13 protein-coding genes and 1 pseudogene are annotated in these 16,400 nt (G+C 72.7%); 7 read left to right on the top strand and 7 right to left on the bottom strand.

From position 1 onward, the window contains the following. Positions 1-30: 30 nt before the first annotated feature. The 5 genes from F4553_RS11180 to F4553_RS11160 are packed head-to-tail and all read right to left on the bottom strand — an operon-like array spanning position 31 to position 7,514. Positions 31-1,413 (bottom strand): condensation domain-containing protein, encoded by a 1,383-nt coding sequence (locus F4553_RS11180; RefSeq protein ID WP_184835163.1) that lies wholly within the window; start codon positions 1,411-1,413, stop codon positions 31-33. Beyond that, the gene (locus F4553_RS11175; protein ID WP_184835161.1) at positions 1,410-2,831 is read right to left on the bottom strand and encodes a condensation domain-containing protein; all 1,422 of its coding nucleotides are present in this window, start codon (positions 2,829-2,831) and stop codon (positions 1,410-1,412) included. The genes F4553_RS11180 and F4553_RS11175 overlap by 4 nt, the downstream gene beginning before the upstream one ends. Next, complete coding sequence (locus tag F4553_RS41820; RefSeq protein WP_184835159.1) at positions 2,828-3,088, bottom strand: acyl carrier protein; 261 nt, start codon at positions 3,086-3,088, stop codon at positions 2,828-2,830. Before F4553_RS41820 ends, F4553_RS11175 begins: the two co-directional genes overlap by 4 nt. Continuing rightward, the gene (locus tag F4553_RS11165; protein WP_184835157.1) at positions 3,085-5,994 is read right to left on the bottom strand and encodes a non-ribosomal peptide synthetase; all 2,910 of its coding nucleotides are present in this window, start codon (positions 5,992-5,994) and stop codon (positions 3,085-3,087) included. The genes F4553_RS41820 and F4553_RS11165 overlap by 4 nt, the downstream gene beginning before the upstream one ends. 2 nt (positions 5,995-5,996) lie before the next feature. After that, positions 5,997-7,514 carry a class I adenylate-forming enzyme family protein gene (locus tag F4553_RS11160; protein ID WP_312875159.1) on the bottom strand — a complete coding sequence of 506 codons (1,518 nt, stop codon included), beginning with the start codon at positions 7,512-7,514 and terminating at the stop codon, positions 5,997-5,999. A gap of 300 nt (positions 7,515-7,814) precedes the next feature. On the opposite strand from F4553_RS11160, the pseudogene argS reads away from it, so the two are divergent. Both argS and F4553_RS41815 read left to right on the top strand, forming a co-directional pair. Further along, a pseudogene (argS, locus tag F4553_RS11155) lies at positions 7,815-9,529 on the top strand (arginine--tRNA ligase). Between the two features lie 155 nt (positions 9,530-9,684). After that, entirely contained in the window at positions 9,685-9,819 is a 135-nt protein-coding gene (locus F4553_RS41815; RefSeq protein WP_281395002.1) for a hypothetical protein, read from the top strand. Here the strand turns inward: F4553_RS41815 and F4553_RS11150 are convergent. Then, a complete protein-coding gene (locus F4553_RS11150) occupies positions 9,797-10,144 on the bottom strand; it encodes a hypothetical protein (RefSeq protein ID WP_184835155.1) in 348 nt (115 codons plus the stop codon). The genes F4553_RS41815 and F4553_RS11150 overlap by 23 nt on opposite strands. Before the next feature lie 3 nt (positions 10,145-10,147). Here F4553_RS11150 and F4553_RS11145 point away from each other — a divergent pair, with 3 nt between their 5' ends. The 5 genes from F4553_RS11145 (at position 10,148) to F4553_RS11125 (ending at position 15,284) form a co-directional block, all read left to right on the top strand. Further along, a complete protein-coding gene (locus F4553_RS11145) occupies positions 10,148-11,179 on the top strand; it encodes a hypothetical protein (protein WP_184835153.1) in 1,032 nt (343 codons plus the stop codon). A 119-nt stretch (positions 11,180-11,298) separates the two neighbouring features. Next, on the top strand, positions 11,299-12,573 hold the full coding sequence (locus F4553_RS11140) for an ATP-grasp domain-containing protein (RefSeq protein WP_184835151.1): 1,275 nt from the start codon (positions 11,299-11,301) through the stop codon (positions 12,571-12,573). A gap of 108 nt (positions 12,574-12,681) precedes the next feature. Continuing rightward, positions 12,682-13,815, top strand: coding sequence for a hypothetical protein (locus tag F4553_RS11135; RefSeq protein ID WP_184835149.1), 1,134 nt, complete (start codon positions 12,682-12,684; stop codon positions 13,813-13,815). Positions 13,816-13,818: 3 nt separating this feature from the next. Further along, complete coding sequence (add, locus tag F4553_RS11130) at positions 13,819-14,739, top strand: adenosine deaminase (RefSeq protein WP_312875158.1); 921 nt, start codon at positions 13,819-13,821, stop codon at positions 14,737-14,739. Between the two features lie 11 nt (positions 14,740-14,750). Next, positions 14,751-15,284 (top strand): hypothetical protein, encoded by a 534-nt coding sequence (locus tag F4553_RS11125; protein WP_184835147.1) that lies wholly within the window; start codon positions 14,751-14,753, stop codon positions 15,282-15,284. Between the two features lie 138 nt (positions 15,285-15,422). On the opposite strand, the gene F4553_RS11120 is transcribed toward F4553_RS11125, so the two are convergent. Next, on the bottom strand, positions 15,423-16,346 hold the full coding sequence (locus tag F4553_RS11120; protein ID WP_184835145.1) for a hypothetical protein: 924 nt from the start codon (positions 16,344-16,346) through the stop codon (positions 15,423-15,425). Between the last annotated feature and the right edge of the window lie 54 nt (positions 16,347-16,400).

Genomic DNA, 16,400 nt, shown 5'->3' with positions numbered 1-16,400 from the left:
CGTCGGATTCATGCCTGCTCGCCGAATCCATCACACCGCTTCTACCAGCGCGGAGATGCGGACGCCCGGTTCGGCGGCGATGCGTCGGAGCACTTTCCCGTAGTCGGCGGCGAGTTCCATGATCGTCTCGGCGGTGAAGAGCGCGGTGTCGTAGCGCCAGTCGGTCTCCAGCCCGTCCGGCCGCGGGAAGAGGTCCAGGACAAGGTCGTGGATGATCTGGGGCATTCCGGCCGGAGTAGGCTCGACGGCGAGCCCGGTGAGGTCGAGCCCCTCCGATCCGCCCTCGGTGTGCAGCACCATGATCGTCTGGAAGACCTGGGTCCGGCTCGGGTCGCTGGGCAGGTCGAGCTGGGCCACCACGTGCCCGAAGGGCACATCCTGGCGGCTGAGTCCGCCCAGCACCATGCTCCGGGCCCGCTTGAGCAGCTCGGCGAAGGTCGGGTCGCCGCTCAGATCGCACCGCATCGGCAGTGTGTTGCCGAACAGCCCGATCATCGGCTCCAGCTCCATCCGGGTCCGCCCGGCGACCGGGATGCCCACGCAGATGTCGTCGGTGCCGCTGCGGCCGGCGAGCAGCGCCTGGTACGCCGCGAGCAGCACGGTGAACGTGCTGCACCGGGACGCCCTGGCGAGCTGCTCGACCCCCTCGACGACATCGGCGCCGACGTGGACGGAGACGTCGGCGGCGCGGGTGCCCAGCTCGGCCGGGCGGGGGAAGTCGGTCGGCAGCTCCAGCGGCGTCACCCCGGCGAGGCGCTCCCGCCAATAGGCCAGGCCCTCGGCGGCCCGCGCGTCGAAGCCGTCGCGCTGCCAGAGGGCGAAGTCCCCGTACCCGATGATGAGGTCGGGGAGGGCGGGGCTCGCGCCCTCGACGCAGGCCCGGTAGCACGCGGCGAGGTCGGCCGCGAGGATGCCCGCGGAGGCGCCGTCGGCGATGATGTGGTGCATCACGATCGAGAGCACGTGATCGGTCTCGGCGAGCCGGATCAGGCTGGACCGGACCAGGCTGTCGCCGTGCAGGTCGAAGAGCATCGCCGTGCGGGACCCGAGCAGCTCGGCGAGCCGCTCCTCCCGCTCACCCTCGGGCAGGTCGCCGAGGTCGACGAGCTCGACGGTGTGCCCGCCCAGCGGCAGGAAGCTCTGCTGCGGGCCGAGATCGGTGTCGACGACGACGGTACGCAGGCTCTCGTGCCGGTCGACGACCATGCCGATCGCCCGGATCAGCGCGTCGGTCCGCAGCGGGCCGCGCAGCCGGTGGTTGAGCGAGACGACCGGCGAGGACGTGCCGGGATAGGCCGTGCAGAGGTGCCACATGCGCTGCTGGAACGCCGACAGCGGCACCCGGGTCACGTCGGCCGGGCGCCGCGGGATGGGCGCCTCCGCCTCGGCCGCGGCGAGCCCGATGCCGGTCATGACGCCCGCCCGTCCAGCGCGACGTGGTGAGCGTCCGGTGCACCGTGGTGAGCGCCCGGGTCGTTGTGGTGAGCGCCCGGGTCGCCCAGGCGCACGTCGTCGATGGCCGAGCGGACGACGAGGTCCTCCAGGTCGAGCAGGAAGCGCTGCTGCTCGACGGGCGGCAGGTAGCGGGAGTCGGTGGAGAGCGACAGGCTCAGCGCACCCGGCGCGTCGCTGACCGAGAGCATGAACTGCCAGTTGAACTCGTCGAACGTCTCCGGCCAGGTCAGCTCGGTCTCCTGGAGCGCCGCCCGGAGCTGATCGGCGGTCGCGGTGTCGCGCAGCTCGCCGTCGCCCGCGCGCATGTCGTTGAAGCAGCAGTACGGCTCGATCTTCTCCCCGTGGGCGTGCCCGCCGTCGGCGAGGAACGCGTCGAGGACGTGCTGGTCGTAGTAGGCGTGCCGGAAGCACTGCAGCGCCTCGCGCCAGACGGCGGTGACGAGCTCGCCGAAGGTGGCCGCACCGCGCCGGTCGAGCGTGATCACGCCGAGCTGGTTGGTGGGGGCCATGATGTCGCGGTGGCCGGGCTGGAAGCGGTTGTTGACGATCGTCAGCATGCCGCAGACCTCCTGCCCGGTCCGGGCGCCGATCAGCGCACCGGCGGCGGCGAGCAGCACCGTGGAGGAGGTCGCCGAGTGCCGCGCGGCGATGATCCGGGCAGCGGCGAGCAGGGCCGGCGACGTCAGCTCCGCTCTGCGGTAACGCGGTGTCGCGGGCGGCCCCGCCTCGGTGAAGACGCTGGCCGGGAAGCGGTCGAACTGCCGCCGCCAATGATCTCGGGCTCGGGCGCTGCGCTGCTGCCCGGCCTCGGAGTGCTCGGTCGCGGCGAGGTCGACCGGCTGGATGCCGACCGGGCCGGTGATCTCGCCGCGCAGCAGGGCCACACGCAGCTCCCGGCCGAGGAGGGTGAGCGCGTACCAGTCGACGGCGACGTGGGTGAGGATCAGCACCACGAAGCGCACCTGGCCGTCGGCGACGACGAGGGTCACCCGGATCGGCAGCTCACCGGCGTAGTCGAACGGGTGGTGCCGCAGCCGCTCCATCGCCTGCTCGGCGACGTCGGCGGCGGTCTCGGCGGTCGCCTCGATCAGCGCCAGCGGGCACTCACCCGCGTCGACGACGACCTGCCGGGGCTCGCCGCCGGTCACCACGATGCGGGTGCGCAGCGACTCGTGCCGGGAGATGAGCGCGCCGATCGCGGCGGCGACGGAGTCGACGGTCCCGGCCGCGCGCTGCGGCACGGGGACGACCGCCCGGACGTTGAGGAAGGCGTCGTTCGGCGCCATCACGTCGATGATCTTCCAGATGCCCTGCTGGCCCCAGGTGAGCGGCGCCTCGGCGGTCCGGGTGCCCCGGAAGGCGGCGACCGGGGTCATGACGCCGCCTTGGCCGGGCCGGCTAGGTAGGCGGCGAGCTGGTCGATGCTGTCGAGCGCGTGCAGGTCACCGGCGGTGTCGAGCTGCACGTCGAACTCCGCCTCGACCGCGTCGACGAGGCGCAGGTGGCCGAGAGACCCGAGGCCCAGCTCGGCGAGGCCCGCCGAGGAGGCGAGGGCGTCCTCGACGCGGACATCGCCGTCGCTGGCGGCCGCGACGAGCTCGGCGAGGCGGTGGCGCAGCTGGTCCGGGTTCACGCGTTGCTCCGGTGGTAGTCGGTGATGGCCTCGGCGAGGCCGCGGACGGTCGGGGTATCGAGGAAGACCTCGATCGGCACGTCGACGCCGAGCTGGCGCCGGATCCGGCTGATGATCTTCACGATGAGCAGGGAGTGGCCGCCGAGATCGAAGATCTCCTCGTCCAGTCCGATCCCGTCGATCTCCAGCACCTCCGACCAGATCGTCAGCAGCTCGGCCGCGATCGGTCCGGCGTCCTCCACCGGCGCGCTCGGCACGACGGCGGGCGGCTCGGGCAGGGCGGCCCGGTCCAGCTTGCCGTTGGGGGTCAGCGGCAGCCGGTCGAGCTGGACGAATGCCGACGGCACCATCGCCGAGGGGAGCGCCGCCTCCAGCCGGGCCCTCAGGTCGGCCGGGACGGCCGCCGCGACGAGGTAGGCGACGAGCCGAGGCGGCTCGCCGCGCAGTGCCACCGCGGCCTGGCTGATCTCCGGGTGCTCGGTGAGCCGTGCCTCGATCTCGCCCAGCTCCACCCGGTGGCCCCGGATCTTCACCTGGCCGTCGAGGCGGCCGAGGAAGTCCAGCCGCCCGTCGGTCCGCCATCGGGCCAGGTCGCCGGTGCGGTAGAGCCGCGCGCCCGCCGGTCCGAAGGGATCCGGCAGGAACCGCTCCCGGTCCAGCTCCGGCCGCCCCAGGTAGCCCCGGGCCACCCCGGCGCCGCCGAGCCACAGCTCGCCGGTCACCTCCAGCGGCACCGGTCGCATGCTCGCATCCAGCACGTACGCCTGGGTATTGGCGATCGGCCGCCCGACCGTCACATCGCCGTCCCCGACATCGTCCATCGTGGACCAGATCGTCGTCTCCGTCGGGCCGTAGACGTTGACGAGCCGGTCGGCCTCGCCGCGCAGCACGGACGCGAGCGCGGCCGGCAGCGCCTCGCCACCGGCGAGCGCCACCCGCAGGCCCGGCAGCCGACCGCCCTCCAGCAGCAACTGCCAGCCGGACGGTGTCGCCTGCACGTGGGTGACGCCGTGATCGGCGATGAGCCGGTGGAGCGCCACCGCGTCCCGGGCCAGCTCCGGCGGCGCGAGTACCAGCCGGCCACCGGTGATCAGCGGCAGCAGCAGCTCCAGCGCGCTGATGTCGAAGGCGGGCGAGGTGAGCGCCAGCCAGGTGTCGGCGGGGCCGGAACCGAGCGCGTCGCGCAGGCCGAGCAGCAGGTTGCGCAGGTTGGCGACGGTCACCTCGACGCCCTTGGGCCGCCCGGTCGACCCGGACGTGTACATCACGTAGGCGAGCTCGCCCGCACGCGGCGCCTGGCCCTCGCCGCGGTCGAGCGAGGCCCAGACCTGCTCGTCCACGGTCAGCAGCGGTCGTGCGTCGTCCAGGATCATCGCCCGTCGCGGCTGCGGATGGGAGACGTCCAGCGGCAGGTACGCCGCCCCGCACCGCAGGACCGCCAGCATCGTCACCACCATCGGGACGGACCGGGGAAGGCAGACCCCGATCAGGGCGCCCGGCCCGGCCCCCCGCGCCGCGAGCGCGCCCGCGACGGCGGCCACCTCGGTGTCGAGCTGGGCGTAGGTCAGCTCGCGTCCACTATCGACGATCGCGACGGCGTCCGGAGTGGACGCGACGACGGCGGCGATCAGGTCGTCGACGGTGCCCGACGGGTAGGCCACCGCCGTGTCGTTGACCGCGCGCAGCAGCTCCCGTTCGGCCCCGGTGAGCACCGGCAGGGTCGCGAGCGGTGCCGCGGGGGCGGTGATCGCGGCGGTGAGCAGCTCGCCCAGGTGCCCGGCGATGCGGCTCACGGCGTCGGCGTCGATCGCGGCGGGGGAGAACTGCAGGCTCACGTGCAGGTCGGTCGTCTCGTCGAGCACCTGCAGGTGCAGGGCGTTGCGGGCGGCGGTGACCGGCACCATCCAGGTCACGGTCGCGTCGAGTCCGGCGAACTTCGCCTCGCCGCCGCCGTGGTGGCGGTAGCTCATCGAGACCGGGGTGAGCGCCGGTGCCGGGCGCAGCCCGCCGACGACCCGGGCCACCGGGGCGGCCCGGTGCCGGTAGGCCTCGCGCAACGCCGCGCGCACGTCCGTCGCGTAGGCGGCGAAGGTGCCGTCCGCGGGTGCCGTGACGGTGATCGGCAGCTCGTTGACGAAGTGTCCGATGTGGTCAGCCGTCTCGGGGCTCCGGGTGGAGACGTCGACGGCGACGGTGGGGGGCTGGTCGGCGTACCGGTGCAGGAGGGTGAGCAAGCCGGTGAGCAGGAACTCGAAGCGGGTGACCCCGGCGGCGCCCGCGGCCTCGCCGAAACCGCGGCTCAGCACCGGGCCGAGCGACCAGGTGACGTGGGCGGCGGTGGCGGCCTCGGCCGGGACGTGGCGCAGACCCGGCAGGCTCACCGGACCGGGACCGGTGAAACGGTCCCGCCAGAAGTCCCGGGCGGCGTCGAGATCGACCGCCGGCAGGGGAGCCGGGGCGAGCGGCGCGAGCTGCGCACCGCCGTAGGCGGCGGCGAGGTCCGCGACGAGCACCGCCTTGGAGATTCCGTCGAAGACGATGTGGTGCGCGGTGACGAGCAGCAGGTGCCGGGACGGGGACGCACTGGCGACGGTGAAACGCGCCAGCGGGCCGTGCCGCAGGTCGAAGGGGCTCGCCAGCTCCTGCGCCACCAGCGACTCGGTCAGCGTGGTGACGAGCACCGGCGGCATCACGCCGGGAACCACCTGCAGCGATCCGGCCTCGTCGGTGAAGGCCGATCGCAGGGCCGGATGGCGCTCGGCGACCGCCGTGCAGGCGTTGTGCAGCGCGTCGAGGTCCAGGTCGCCGTCGAACCAGATCTCCACCGCCATGTGGAAGGCCGAGCCGGCGAGGCCCGCCTCCTCTGTGAACCAGATGCCGTGCTGTGCGGGGGACGCAGCGGTCATCGTCATCCTTCCGGGTCACCGGCCGAGCCGGTGAGGAGAGCTCGCAGCTCACGCTTGACGACCTTGCCCGCGTCATTGCGCGGCAGGGCGTCGAGCAGGACAAACTTGCCGGGAACCTCGTGCGGGCTCAGCCGGTCGCGCAGGAAGGCCCGCAGCTCGACGGCGGTCACCTCGTCGCGGGCCACGACGGCGGCGGCGACGGCGTGGCCCAGCACCCGGTGCTCGACACCGACGACGGCCGCCTCGACGACCGCCGGGTGCTCGTGCAGGGCGGCCTCGACGGCGAGGGTCGACACCTTGTGCGCCCCCGACTTGATCACGTCCTGCTCCCGGTCGAGCAGGTAGAGGTAGCCCTCGTCGTCGAGCCTGCCGAGGTCGCCCATGCGGACCCAGCCGCCCCGGAACACGGCCCCGGTCGACTCGGCGTCGCGGAAATAGGAGCGCGGATGCGGCGACCGCAGCCAGACCTCGCCGGGCTCGCCGGCGGGAACCGGTTTGCCGTCGGGGTCGGTGATGCGCAGGCCGCCGCCGATCGAGCGGCCCAGCGACGCCGGGCGGGCCGGGTCGAAGACCATGCTGGTCTGCGCGGGCGCGGCCTCGGTGGAGGTGTAGTAGTTGACGATCGAGGCCTGCGGCAGGGCCGCCGCGAGCGCCGCCGCGACCGGTCCGGGCAGCGCCGCGGCGGTGGAGCCGACGAGGCGTACGCCGCTGAGGTCGTTCTTGGCCAGCGCGCCCGAGCCGAGCAGCTCGATCGCCATCGCCGGAACGACGAAGACGCTGCCCGCCCGCGTCATCAGCCGGGCGAACCGGGCCGGGGTGAACAGCGGCAGGGTGAGCGCGCCCGGGTGCGCGTCGAGCGCGTTGAAGAGCATCGTCTGGCCCGCGTTGGTGCCGACGGGGAAGGCGTGCAGGAACCGCTCCGAGTGGGCGAGCGGCCGGCGGCGCGGATCGGTCGACGCGGTCGCGGTGAGGTTGGCGTGCGATGCCGCGACACCCTTGGGCCGCCCGGTCGTCCCGGAGGTGTAGAGGATCTGCGCCAGACCGCTCGGGTCGCCGTCCGTCTCCTCCTCCTCCTGCGGCGCGCGCTCCAGCTCGTCGACGGTCGCGGTCCAGCCGGGGGTCGGCGCAACCTCGCCCGGCCGGTGGAGCAGCCCGACCGCGCCGCAGTGCTCCAGCACGTAGCGCAGCTCGGCGGCGGCCCAGCGGTCCGAGCACGGGACGGCGACCCCGCCCGCCGCGAGCACCCCGCAGTAGGCGGCGGCGTAGTCGATCCACTCGCCGATGCCGAAGACGAGCCCGACCCGGTCGCCCGGGCGCAGGCCGCGGTCGCGCAGGCCGGTCGCGATTCTGGCCGACCGGGCGGCCCAGTCGCCGAAGGTGAGGGTGCCCACGCCGTGCGTCTCGATCGCGACCCGGTGCGGGTCCTGGCGCGCGCGCTCACGCAGCAGCTGCGGCACGGTCCGGGGCGCCACCGGGGCAGCGGCCGGACGTTTCCGCTGCCAGCCGTCCAGACTCGACACTCGATGTCCCTCGGATCACTGGTATTCGATCACTGCGCCGGTGAGACGCTCTCTCCGGCGGGCAAGAATTTCACGATGTCGATACGGATGGCAAGCAGCCGAAATCCGGGCCGGTCAAGCCCTCGGGGTGGGGTATCCTCAGCGCATGATCTCGACCGCGACACGCCTGAGCCGCCCCCTGGGTGGCCGCCTGTCGCGACGACGGAGCCCGGCAGCTCGCTGAGCCTGCCCGCAGCGTCCGTTTTCTTCCTTTCTCGCGGTGGACCCATTGCCGCTCTGTGCCCGAAAGAGGCCGTCTCTATGACACATCTGGAGAAGCTCGTCGTCGATCGGTTCGCCGCTGCCTTCGAGGCGGTGGCCGGTGAGCGCGTGGACCCCGTCGTACGCCGGTCCCAGCACGCCGACTTCCAGGTCGACGGTCCCTGCCGCTGGCCCGCCGACTCGCCCGGGCGCCTCGCGACATCGCCGCCGACGTGCTGTCGCGGGCCGACCTCACCGGCCTGATCGCCACGGCGGAGCTCTCCGGACCCGGCTTCATCAACGTCCGCCTCGACGACGCCGCACTCGCCGGGCTGCTCGCCGAGGTCGCCGCCGACGACCGGCTCGGCGTCGGGGTCACCTCGGCGCCGGAGATCGTGATCGTCGACTACTCCGCGCCCAACGTGGCGAAGGAGATGCACGTCGGGCACCTGCGCTCGACCGTCATCGGCGACGCGATCGCCCGACTGCTCGAATGGCTCGGCCACGACGTGCGGCGGGCCAACCACGTCGGCGACTGGGGCACGCCCTTCGGCATGCTCATCGAGCACCTGCTCGACCTCGGCGAGACCGAGGCGGCGCACGAGCTCTCCATCGGCGACCTCAACGGCTTCTACCAGGGCGCCTGGGTCAAGTTCTCCAGCGACCCGGCCTTCGCCGACCGGTCCCGGCAGCGGGTCGTGGCCCTGCAGTCCGGCGACGAGACGACGCTGCGGCTGTGGCGGATGCTCGTCGATGAGAGCGAGAAGTATTTCCTCGCCGTCTACGCCCTGCTCGGCACCACGCTGACCAGCCGGGACTTCTGCGGGGAGTCGTTCTACAACGACCTGCTCGCACCCGTCGTCGACGAGCTCGGCGCGCTCGGCCTGCTGACCGAGAGCGACGGTGCGCAGTGCGCCTTCCCGGCAGGTTTCACCGGGCGGAGCGGGGAACCCCAGCCGATCATCGTCCGCAAGCGGGACGGCGGCTTCGGCTACGGCGCGACCGACCTCGCCGCGATCCGGCACCGGACGCAGACGATGGGCGCGACCCGGCTGCTCTACGTCGTCGGGTCACCGCAGCACCAGCACTTCGAGATGGTCTATCAGACCGCGCGGGAGGCGGGCTGGCTCGTCGCACCGGCCAGGGCGACGCACGTCGGGTTCGGCCTGGTGGTGGGTCCGGACGGCAAGAAGCTCGCCTCCCGGTCCGGTGAGGCGATCAAGCTCGTCGAGCTGCTGGAGGAGGCGGTCACCCGGGCCGCCGCGCTGATCGTCGACTCCGATCTGGACGCCGCGACCCAGGCCGACGTGGCGCGGGCGGTCGGCATCGGCGCCATCAAGTACGCCGACCTCTCCAGCGACCGGATCAAGGATTACGTCTTCCACTGGGACCGGATGCTCTCCTTCACCGGCGACACCGGCGCCTACCTGCAGTACGCCCACGCCCGGGTGCAGTCGATCTTCCGGCGCGGGGAGGTGGCGCCGGACCGGGGTGCACCGCTGCTGCTGGTCGAGCCCGCCGAGCGGGCGCTGGCGCTGGAGCTGCTCGCGTTCCCGTCGGTGGTCGAGACGGTCGCCGAGACGCTGCAGTTCCACCGGCTCACCGGATACCTCCAGGGTCTGGCCGGTGCCTACACGTCGTTCTTCGAGACCTGCCCGGTCCTGAAGTCGTCCCCGGAGATCCGCGCCAGCCGCCTGCTCCTGTGCGACGTCACGGCCCGCACGATCGCCAAGGGCCTGGCCTTGCTGGGCATCGAGTCCCCGTCCCGCATGTAGCCCTCCCCTGAATTTTAATGCTGGACACGGCGTTCGGGCTGCAACGGAAGTCAGGATCCTGCGGGTACTGACTTCCGTTGCACTTTTCGCGGCGTGTCCAGCATTAAAATTCAGGGGGGATGGTGGGTGCGGGCGGGTGTGGGGATACTGGGGCGATGTCGCTTGCTGATGTTGCGCCCTCGCCGCAGGAGGCCTTCGGGCCGTTCGTCGCGCTGTGCCTCTGCGCCGTCGTCGTGGTGGCGATCGCGGGGCTGGTCTTCTTCCTGGTCAAGCGTTCCAAGAAACCATGAGACCGGCCAGGACGGACGCACCGTTGACCGCGATGCTCAGCACGACCAGCAGCGGGTCGCGCCGGCGCAGCAGCGCCGTCAGCAGCAGGCCCTCCGCCGCGCACACGAGCAGTTCACAGATCAAGACCAGCATCGGGTACGCCGACCGCTCCCGCATCGCCGCCAGCGCGAACCACAGCGCCGGATGCGTGCACACGTTCACGACCAGGGCGAACAGCACCGCCCGGCGCCACGGCACCCGCCAACCCAGTGACAGCGCGATCGCGTACAGGGGGATCTCCACGGCGAGCGTAAGCCCGAACGCGAGGAGATACGCCGGGAGCATCCGATGACGGTAGCCGCTCCGCTGCCCCGGGTGCGCACCCTGCCGCCCGCGGTGGCCGTGGTCCTCGGCTTCGGCGGGGCGGCCGCGATGGCGCTCGCCGTGGCGGTCCGGGCACCGCTGGCGACGATGGTGCTCGGGCTGATCGGCTTCGGGGTGCTGCACAACGTGCTGGAGCTGCGGTATGTCGCCGGGCGCTTCGGGGCGGTGCTGCGGGGGCCGCTCCTCGGAACGCTGCTGGGGCTGGTCACGGGCATCGTGATCTGCCGGCTCCTCGGACTGCGGGTGCCGGAGATCGTGCTGGCTTACGGCGTACTCGCCGCGGGTGTCGGGCATGCGGCCTCGGGGCGCTGGCGGGTGCTCGCGCTCGGCGGCCTCGCGGTGGCCGCGGCGGTGTCGCTGACCTGGCCGAGCTACCACTTCGTGGTCCTGGCCCACCTGCACAACATCGTGCCGCTGTTCTTCCTGTGGGAGTGGTCGCGGCGGCTCGGCGCCCGGGACCGGCTGCTCTTCCGGGCCACCCAGGTCGGCTGGGTGCTCGTGGTGCCCGCGCTGCTGCTCGCCGGGGCCTTCGACCGGGTCATCGCGGCCGGGCCGTCGGCGGTCGCCGCCTTCGCCGGGCCGCCCGGTGTCATCGCCGCGCCCGTGGTGCCGGCCGGGCTCGCCGGGATGGACATCGGGCTGCGGTTCCTCGCGGTCTTCGCCTTCCTGCAGACGATGCACTACGTGGTCTGGGTCGGGTTCCTGCCGCGTTACGCCCCCGATGCCGCCGCCGAGTTGGAAGCGCGGGTGCCGTGGCTGACCGGTCGGCGGGCCTGGGCGCTCGGGATCGGTGCCGCGATGGTGCTCGGCCTGCTGTTGTGGGCCGACTACGCGCAGGGGCGCACGATCTACCAGGCGCTCGCGAGCTACCACGCCTACCTGGAGTTCCCGGTGCTGCTGGCGCTCCTCTTCGGCGCTCGCAGCGCCGGCACAGCGATCGGAGCCCCGCAGGGCGCGCCGGGAACAGCGCTGGCACGAGGAGTGCAGGGAGCGTAGCGACCGGAGCACCGCAGGGCGCGCCGGAACTGCGCTTTAGCAAGGATTCGCCGGGTGTTCGCCTGGCGTATGTCGTGACCGTGGTGCGAGTTACGCGGCGCTCATCACAGTCTGTGCTCATGACATGGGATCTGCACGACTACCGCCTCGTCACGGCGAGCGCCTATCCGGGGATGATGGCGCCCCTGACCCAGCACCCGTCGTGCATCTGCGTGCTCTCCGGCGACGCCGACCGGACGATCAATGGTCCCGTCGCCGGGCTGTCGCTGGAGGCACTCGACGGGGTACGCCGCCGGTGGCGCTTCGGTGACGTGGCCCGCCTGGCGGACTTCGTGCCGAAGGTGCTCGCCGACGCACCCCGCGACGACCGGCCGATCCTGCTCGTCCCGCCCCGGGCCTCGACGGCGTGGGAGTCCGCGGCCGCCGCCTGGCCGGGCCGGGTACGCGTAGCAGCCAGCCCGATCGCCGTCGTCGACCCGATCGCCGAGGACAAGGCGCACGTACGCGAGGCGTTGCGGCGGTTGGGCGTACCGGTGCCGGAGGCGGTGGTCCTGACACCGGACGCGATGGGGTTCGCGGCGATCGAGGAGCGGCTCGGCAGCCCGTTCGTGGTGCAGTCGCCGAACGGGGCCGGTGGCCAGGGCACCTATCTCGTCACCGATCCGGCGGGGCTCGCCACCGCGCTCACCGCCCACCCGCACGTGGAGCGCTGGCTCGTCTCGGCGTTCGCGGGCGACACCACGATCAACGTCGCGGGCATCGTGCACGTCGACGGCACGCAGCTGCTGCCGATCTCGGTGCAGGCGAGCGGGATCGCCGAGCTGGGGTTCGAGTTCGGCGCCTACTGCGGCAGCGACTTCGGTGCGGCCGCTGTCGCCGCGGCGGTGCGCGAGGAGGCGTTCCAGCACGCCGCGACGATCGGAGAATGGTTGCGGGAGCAGGGACACCTGGGAATTTTCGGCGTCGACATCTCGGTATCGGGGCGGACCCTTTCGGTGTTGGAGGTCAATCCGCGGATTCAGGGATCGTCGTGGCTGCTCAGCCGCCTGGAGGGGGAACGCGGCGGACCATCCTGTTTGGAGCAGCACCTCCAGGCGCTCCTCGGCCGACCGCTCGGCGCGACCACGCGGCCCGCCGCGCAGGTCAACCCCGGCAGCCACCTCATCATGCGCTGGAGCGGTCCGCCGGTCGTGGTCCGCGAGGTGCCCGCCGCCTCCGCTGCGGTGAGCGCACTGCCGAAGGCCGGGATCACCATGCTGCCGGGGGCGATCCTCGCCCGGTTCACCGGCGACGGCCAGCTCGCCGGTGACGACGGCCGATCGCTGCGCGCCACGACGACGTCCCTTGTGGAACGCGTCCGCTCCGGATTCGAGTTCACCTTGGCCAAGATGTGATGTATCTGAGCGGCTCAGACGGCCCCGTCTCCGTCGGGTAGTCGATGGTGCGGATGCGGCGCAGGCAGCATCCTGGCACCCGACATCGGCGCGGGATGAGGAGTCGGTATGGCGGTTCGGGTGGTCCACGATGTGGAGGGTGGCTCCGGCCTGCGAGGAGTGCTGCGCGCGATAGCGGTGCTGCTCGGCGTGGTGCTGATCGTGGTCGGCATCGTCGCGGCGGTCTTCCCGCTGATCTACATCCTGCTCACGGCGAGCGATCTGCTGCAGGGCAACTCGGTGAGCAGCCTCGACGGCAATGACGCCGTCCAGCTCCTGGTGCTGATCGCGGTCTCGCTCCTCGGTTTCTGGCTGGGGCTGCGGTTCATCCGGGGCCGCCGCCGTACGGGGCTCTACCTGCGGAAGTTCGGGTTCGCCGACACGACCCGGACGGTGAGCCACGCGCTCAACTCGGCGGTGGGGCGTTCGGTGCGCCTGGTGACCCTCGACGACTCCATGGTCGCCCCGATCGGCGCCGGGCACGGGCGGCGGCGGTTCGCCGGCTTCGTCTGGTTCATCACCGGAGCGGGCGTGCTCCTGCTCGTGATCTACCTCGTCGGCGGCGGCTACAGCGACTCGGCGGACAGCCTGATGGAGCAGACCGCCAGCCAGGCGGGGGATGGCTTCGGCGAGTCCGTCCTCGCCGCCGGGGTGGGTGCCCTCTTCGGCGCGCTGCTGCTCATCATGGTCGTCGGCTTCGCCGTGATCGTCGGCCTGATCGCGCTGCTGGGCGGCGGTTCCTACCTCGCCGCCCGCCGGGCCGAGCGCGCGGCGAGCCAGGTTCTGCGCAACGAAGGCGACGTCGACGCGACGGCCCGGCGGATCGCCCGGCTCGGCCGGCGCATCTTCGCGCCCCGGCTCGTCGTCATCGCCGTGCCCACCGCGTTCTGGCAGCACGCCGTCCGTGGCCTCGCCCGCGTCTCCGAGGTGGTCGTGATCGACGTGTCGCAGCCCACCGACGCGCTCGTGTGGGAGGTGCAGAACATCAAGCCGCTCTTCCAGGGCCGGTGGGTGCTCGTGGGTGCCCGGGACCGGGTCGCCGCGCTCGCGCAGCCCGGCACGGCGATGCTCGCGACGCCGCTGGGGCTGCTGGCCCGGATGCTCGACGCCGAGGAGGTCATCGCCTACGGCCCGACGCCGGAGGACCGCAAGCGGTTCGCCCGCGCCCTGCGCAACAAGCTCGCCATGGTACAGCGACGATAAGGCGTGACCATTCCGCGCGCCAACCTGCACCTGCACCTCACCGGGTCGATGCGGCCCGCGACGCTCGCCGAGCTCGCGGGCCGCGACGGACTGCCGCTGCCCGAGCCGCTGCTGTCGGGCACCGCCCACCCGTGGCAGGCCTTCCAGGACCGCTACGACCTGGCCCGGGCGGTGCTGCGCGACGCCGACGACATCGCGAGGGTGGTCGCCGAAGCCGTCGCCGACGACGAGGCCTGCGGGTCGGTCTGGACCGAGATCCAGATCGACCCGACCTCGCTGACACCGCTCTTCGGCAGCCCGCAGGCCGTGGTCGAGGCGGTCCTCGCCGCGGCGGCTCCACTGCGGGCCGGGGTGATCGTCGCCTCCAGCTGGGCTCGCCCGCCCGAGCACGCGCTGCGCCTGGCACAGATCGCCGCCGGGTACGCCGACCAGGGCGTGATCGGATTCGGCCTCTCCAACGACGAGCGGCTCGGCCGGGTGGCGGATTTCGTACCGGCAGCGCGCGTAGCAGCCGACGCGGGACTGCTGATCGTGCCGCACGGCGGCTTCTACGAACCGGCGGCTCACGTGCGCGATTGCGTCCTGCTGCTCGGCGCCGATCGCATCGGCCACGGCATCACCGCCGCCACCGACCCGGCGACCCTGGAGCTGCTCGCCGAGCGCGGCGTCACGATCGAGCTCTGCCCCACGTCGTACCCGCCGCTGGGCGTCGTGCCGTCGCTCGCCGCGATCCCGCTGCGGGCCTTCCTCGACGCGGGCGTGCCGGTGGCGCTCGGCACCGACGACCCGCTGCTGTTCGGCGGTTGTCTCGACGACCAGTACGCCATCGCCCGCGACCACCTCGGCTGCACCGAGGCCGAGCTGACCGCCCTCGCCGCGGCGTCGATCGCGGGGGCCGCCTCGCGTCGCGATGCGGTCGGCTAAAGTCCCGGACCATGGCGACCGACGAGCTGATTCCCTACCCGCCGCACAGCCAGCGCGGACTCGTCGCGCGCTGGGTGTCGTGGCTGGCGTCGTGCGGACCGCTGCGCAGCCCGCTCGCCGACACGACCGGCCGGTTCGCGGGTCGGCACCAGCCCGACGACGTCTTCTTCCTCGCCGGGAGCCTGCGCGGTACGGTCGAGCGGGAGATCAAGGTCCCGGCCGGGCGGACCCTGTTCCTGCCGGTGATCGCGATCTGGGCGCCCGCCGAGGTGGGCCTGCCGGTGATGGGCGGCGCCGACGGCAGCGCACTGCTGGACGGCACGCCGCTGGAGATCTCGGCGATCGGCACGCCGACGCCGTTCACGATCAAGGGAGCGCTCGGCAACCCGGTGACGGTCCGCAAGGACCCGGCCCAGCGGCGCTGCTGGGGCTTGTTCGCCCAGTCCGAGCCGCTGACCCCCGGTACCCACGAGCTGATCGTCGACGGCACCGACGGAGCGGACCTCAAAGTGGGCGCCCGCTACCGCATCACCGTCCCCGCGTAGTCCTTCACCGCGGCATCCTTCACCGCAGCGCAACCCCAAGATCGCCGCACCTCTTGAAGAGTTGCGGAGTTTTGGTGCGACCCAGAAGACGCAACTCTTCAAGAGTTGCGGCGATCTTGGGGGCTCCGGCCGCGGGGCTCAGGTGCTGGGGGTGGTGAGTGCGGTGAGGCGTTCGGTGGAGATGCAGGAGATCAGGCAGCGTTCCTTGGCGTCGGCGAGGAGCTGCGCGGTCCAGGTGGTGAGGCCGCCGTCGCCGAGGTCCACGGTCCGGCCGTCGTGCTCGGCCCGCAGCCCGATCGCCGCGCCCGCGTAATAGCCCGCGCCCTGCGTCCGGTCCTGATCCGGGACGACCGGGACCGGGCCGTCGGCCACGGCGGGCAGCACGGTGTCGTGGACTCGTTCGGTCAGGAGCGGGCTGAACGCCGTCACCGTGATACGGCTCGGGTGCCCGGGCAGCAGGTCCGCGAGCACCCGCTGCCAGAATCCGATGTGCTCGACGAGCAGCCGGGACTCGGTGCGCCCCGAACCCGTGTCGCGGGCGGTCGAGACGAGCGCGAAGAGCCGGAAGTGCTGCGAGGCACCGGGGCCGAAGGTCTGCGCCCGCAGTACGCGGTGCGACGCGGCGAGGTCGATCTGCCCGGCCGCCCCGGCCCCGCGCCGAACGGCGGCCTCGACGGCGAGCGCGTTCGTCGGGTCGCTCAGCACCTCGGTGCCCCGGACGGTGCTGACGATGCGGTGCTGGTCGACCGGGCCGAGCGCCGAGCAGGTGCCGAGCGGGACGACGGGCGCGAGCTCGACCCCGGCGTACACCTCGGGTAGCAGTTCCCACAGGCGGGCCTCGACGCGCGCGAGCCGCCGGGGGTCGGTCGGTGCCGGGCGGACGAACCGGTCGGAGCCCCACCGCTGCACCAGCCGGGACGCGTTCACCTCCCGCGCCCGGGTGCGGGTGACGGAGAGCAGCAGCGATTGCAGCTCGGTGGGGGAGAGTCCGGTCTCCAGTGCGCGGCGGGCAGCGCCGGGCAGCTCGCGCCAGACCCGGTCCTCGATGCGTGGGCTCTCCATGGGACCAGGTTGTCAGGATCCGCGTCGGCTTGCAGGGAATATGGATCAGGGTAT

The organism is Allocatelliglobosispora scoriae, assembly GCF_014204945.1.
GTDB lineage: Bacteria > Actinomycetota > Actinomycetes > Mycobacteriales > Micromonosporaceae > Allocatelliglobosispora > Allocatelliglobosispora scoriae.
This window is presented reverse-complemented; position numbering and strand designations above follow the sequence as displayed.

Coding starts and splice junctions, on each gene's coding strand:
- F4553_RS11180 (WP_184835163.1), bottom strand. CDS start 1,413: ATGACCGGCATCGGGCTCGCCGCGGCCGAGGCGGAGGCGCCCATCCCG.
- F4553_RS11175 (WP_184835161.1), bottom strand. CDS start 2,831: ATGACCCCGGTCGCCGCCTTCCGGGGCACCCGGACCGCCGAGGCGCCG.
- F4553_RS11165 (WP_184835157.1), bottom strand. CDS start 5,994: ATGACCGCTGCGTCCCCCGCACAGCACGGCATCTGGTTCACAGAGGAG.
- F4553_RS41815 (WP_281395002.1), top strand. CDS start 9,685: ATGTCGCTTGCTGATGTTGCGCCCTCGCCGCAGGAGGCCTTCGGGCCG.
- F4553_RS11150 (WP_184835155.1), bottom strand. CDS start 10,144: ATGCTCCCGGCGTATCTCCTCGCGTTCGGGCTTACGCTCGCCGTGGAG.
- F4553_RS11145 (WP_184835153.1), top strand. CDS start 10,148: ATGACGGTAGCCGCTCCGCTGCCCCGGGTGCGCACCCTGCCGCCCGCG.
- F4553_RS11140 (WP_184835151.1), top strand. CDS start 11,299: ATGACATGGGATCTGCACGACTACCGCCTCGTCACGGCGAGCGCCTAT.
- F4553_RS11135 (WP_184835149.1), top strand. CDS start 12,682: ATGGCGGTTCGGGTGGTCCACGATGTGGAGGGTGGCTCCGGCCTGCGA.
- F4553_RS11125 (WP_184835147.1), top strand. CDS start 14,751: ATGGCGACCGACGAGCTGATTCCCTACCCGCCGCACAGCCAGCGCGGA.
- F4553_RS11120 (WP_184835145.1), bottom strand. CDS start 16,346: ATGGAGAGCCCACGCATCGAGGACCGGGTCTGGCGCGAGCTGCCCGGC.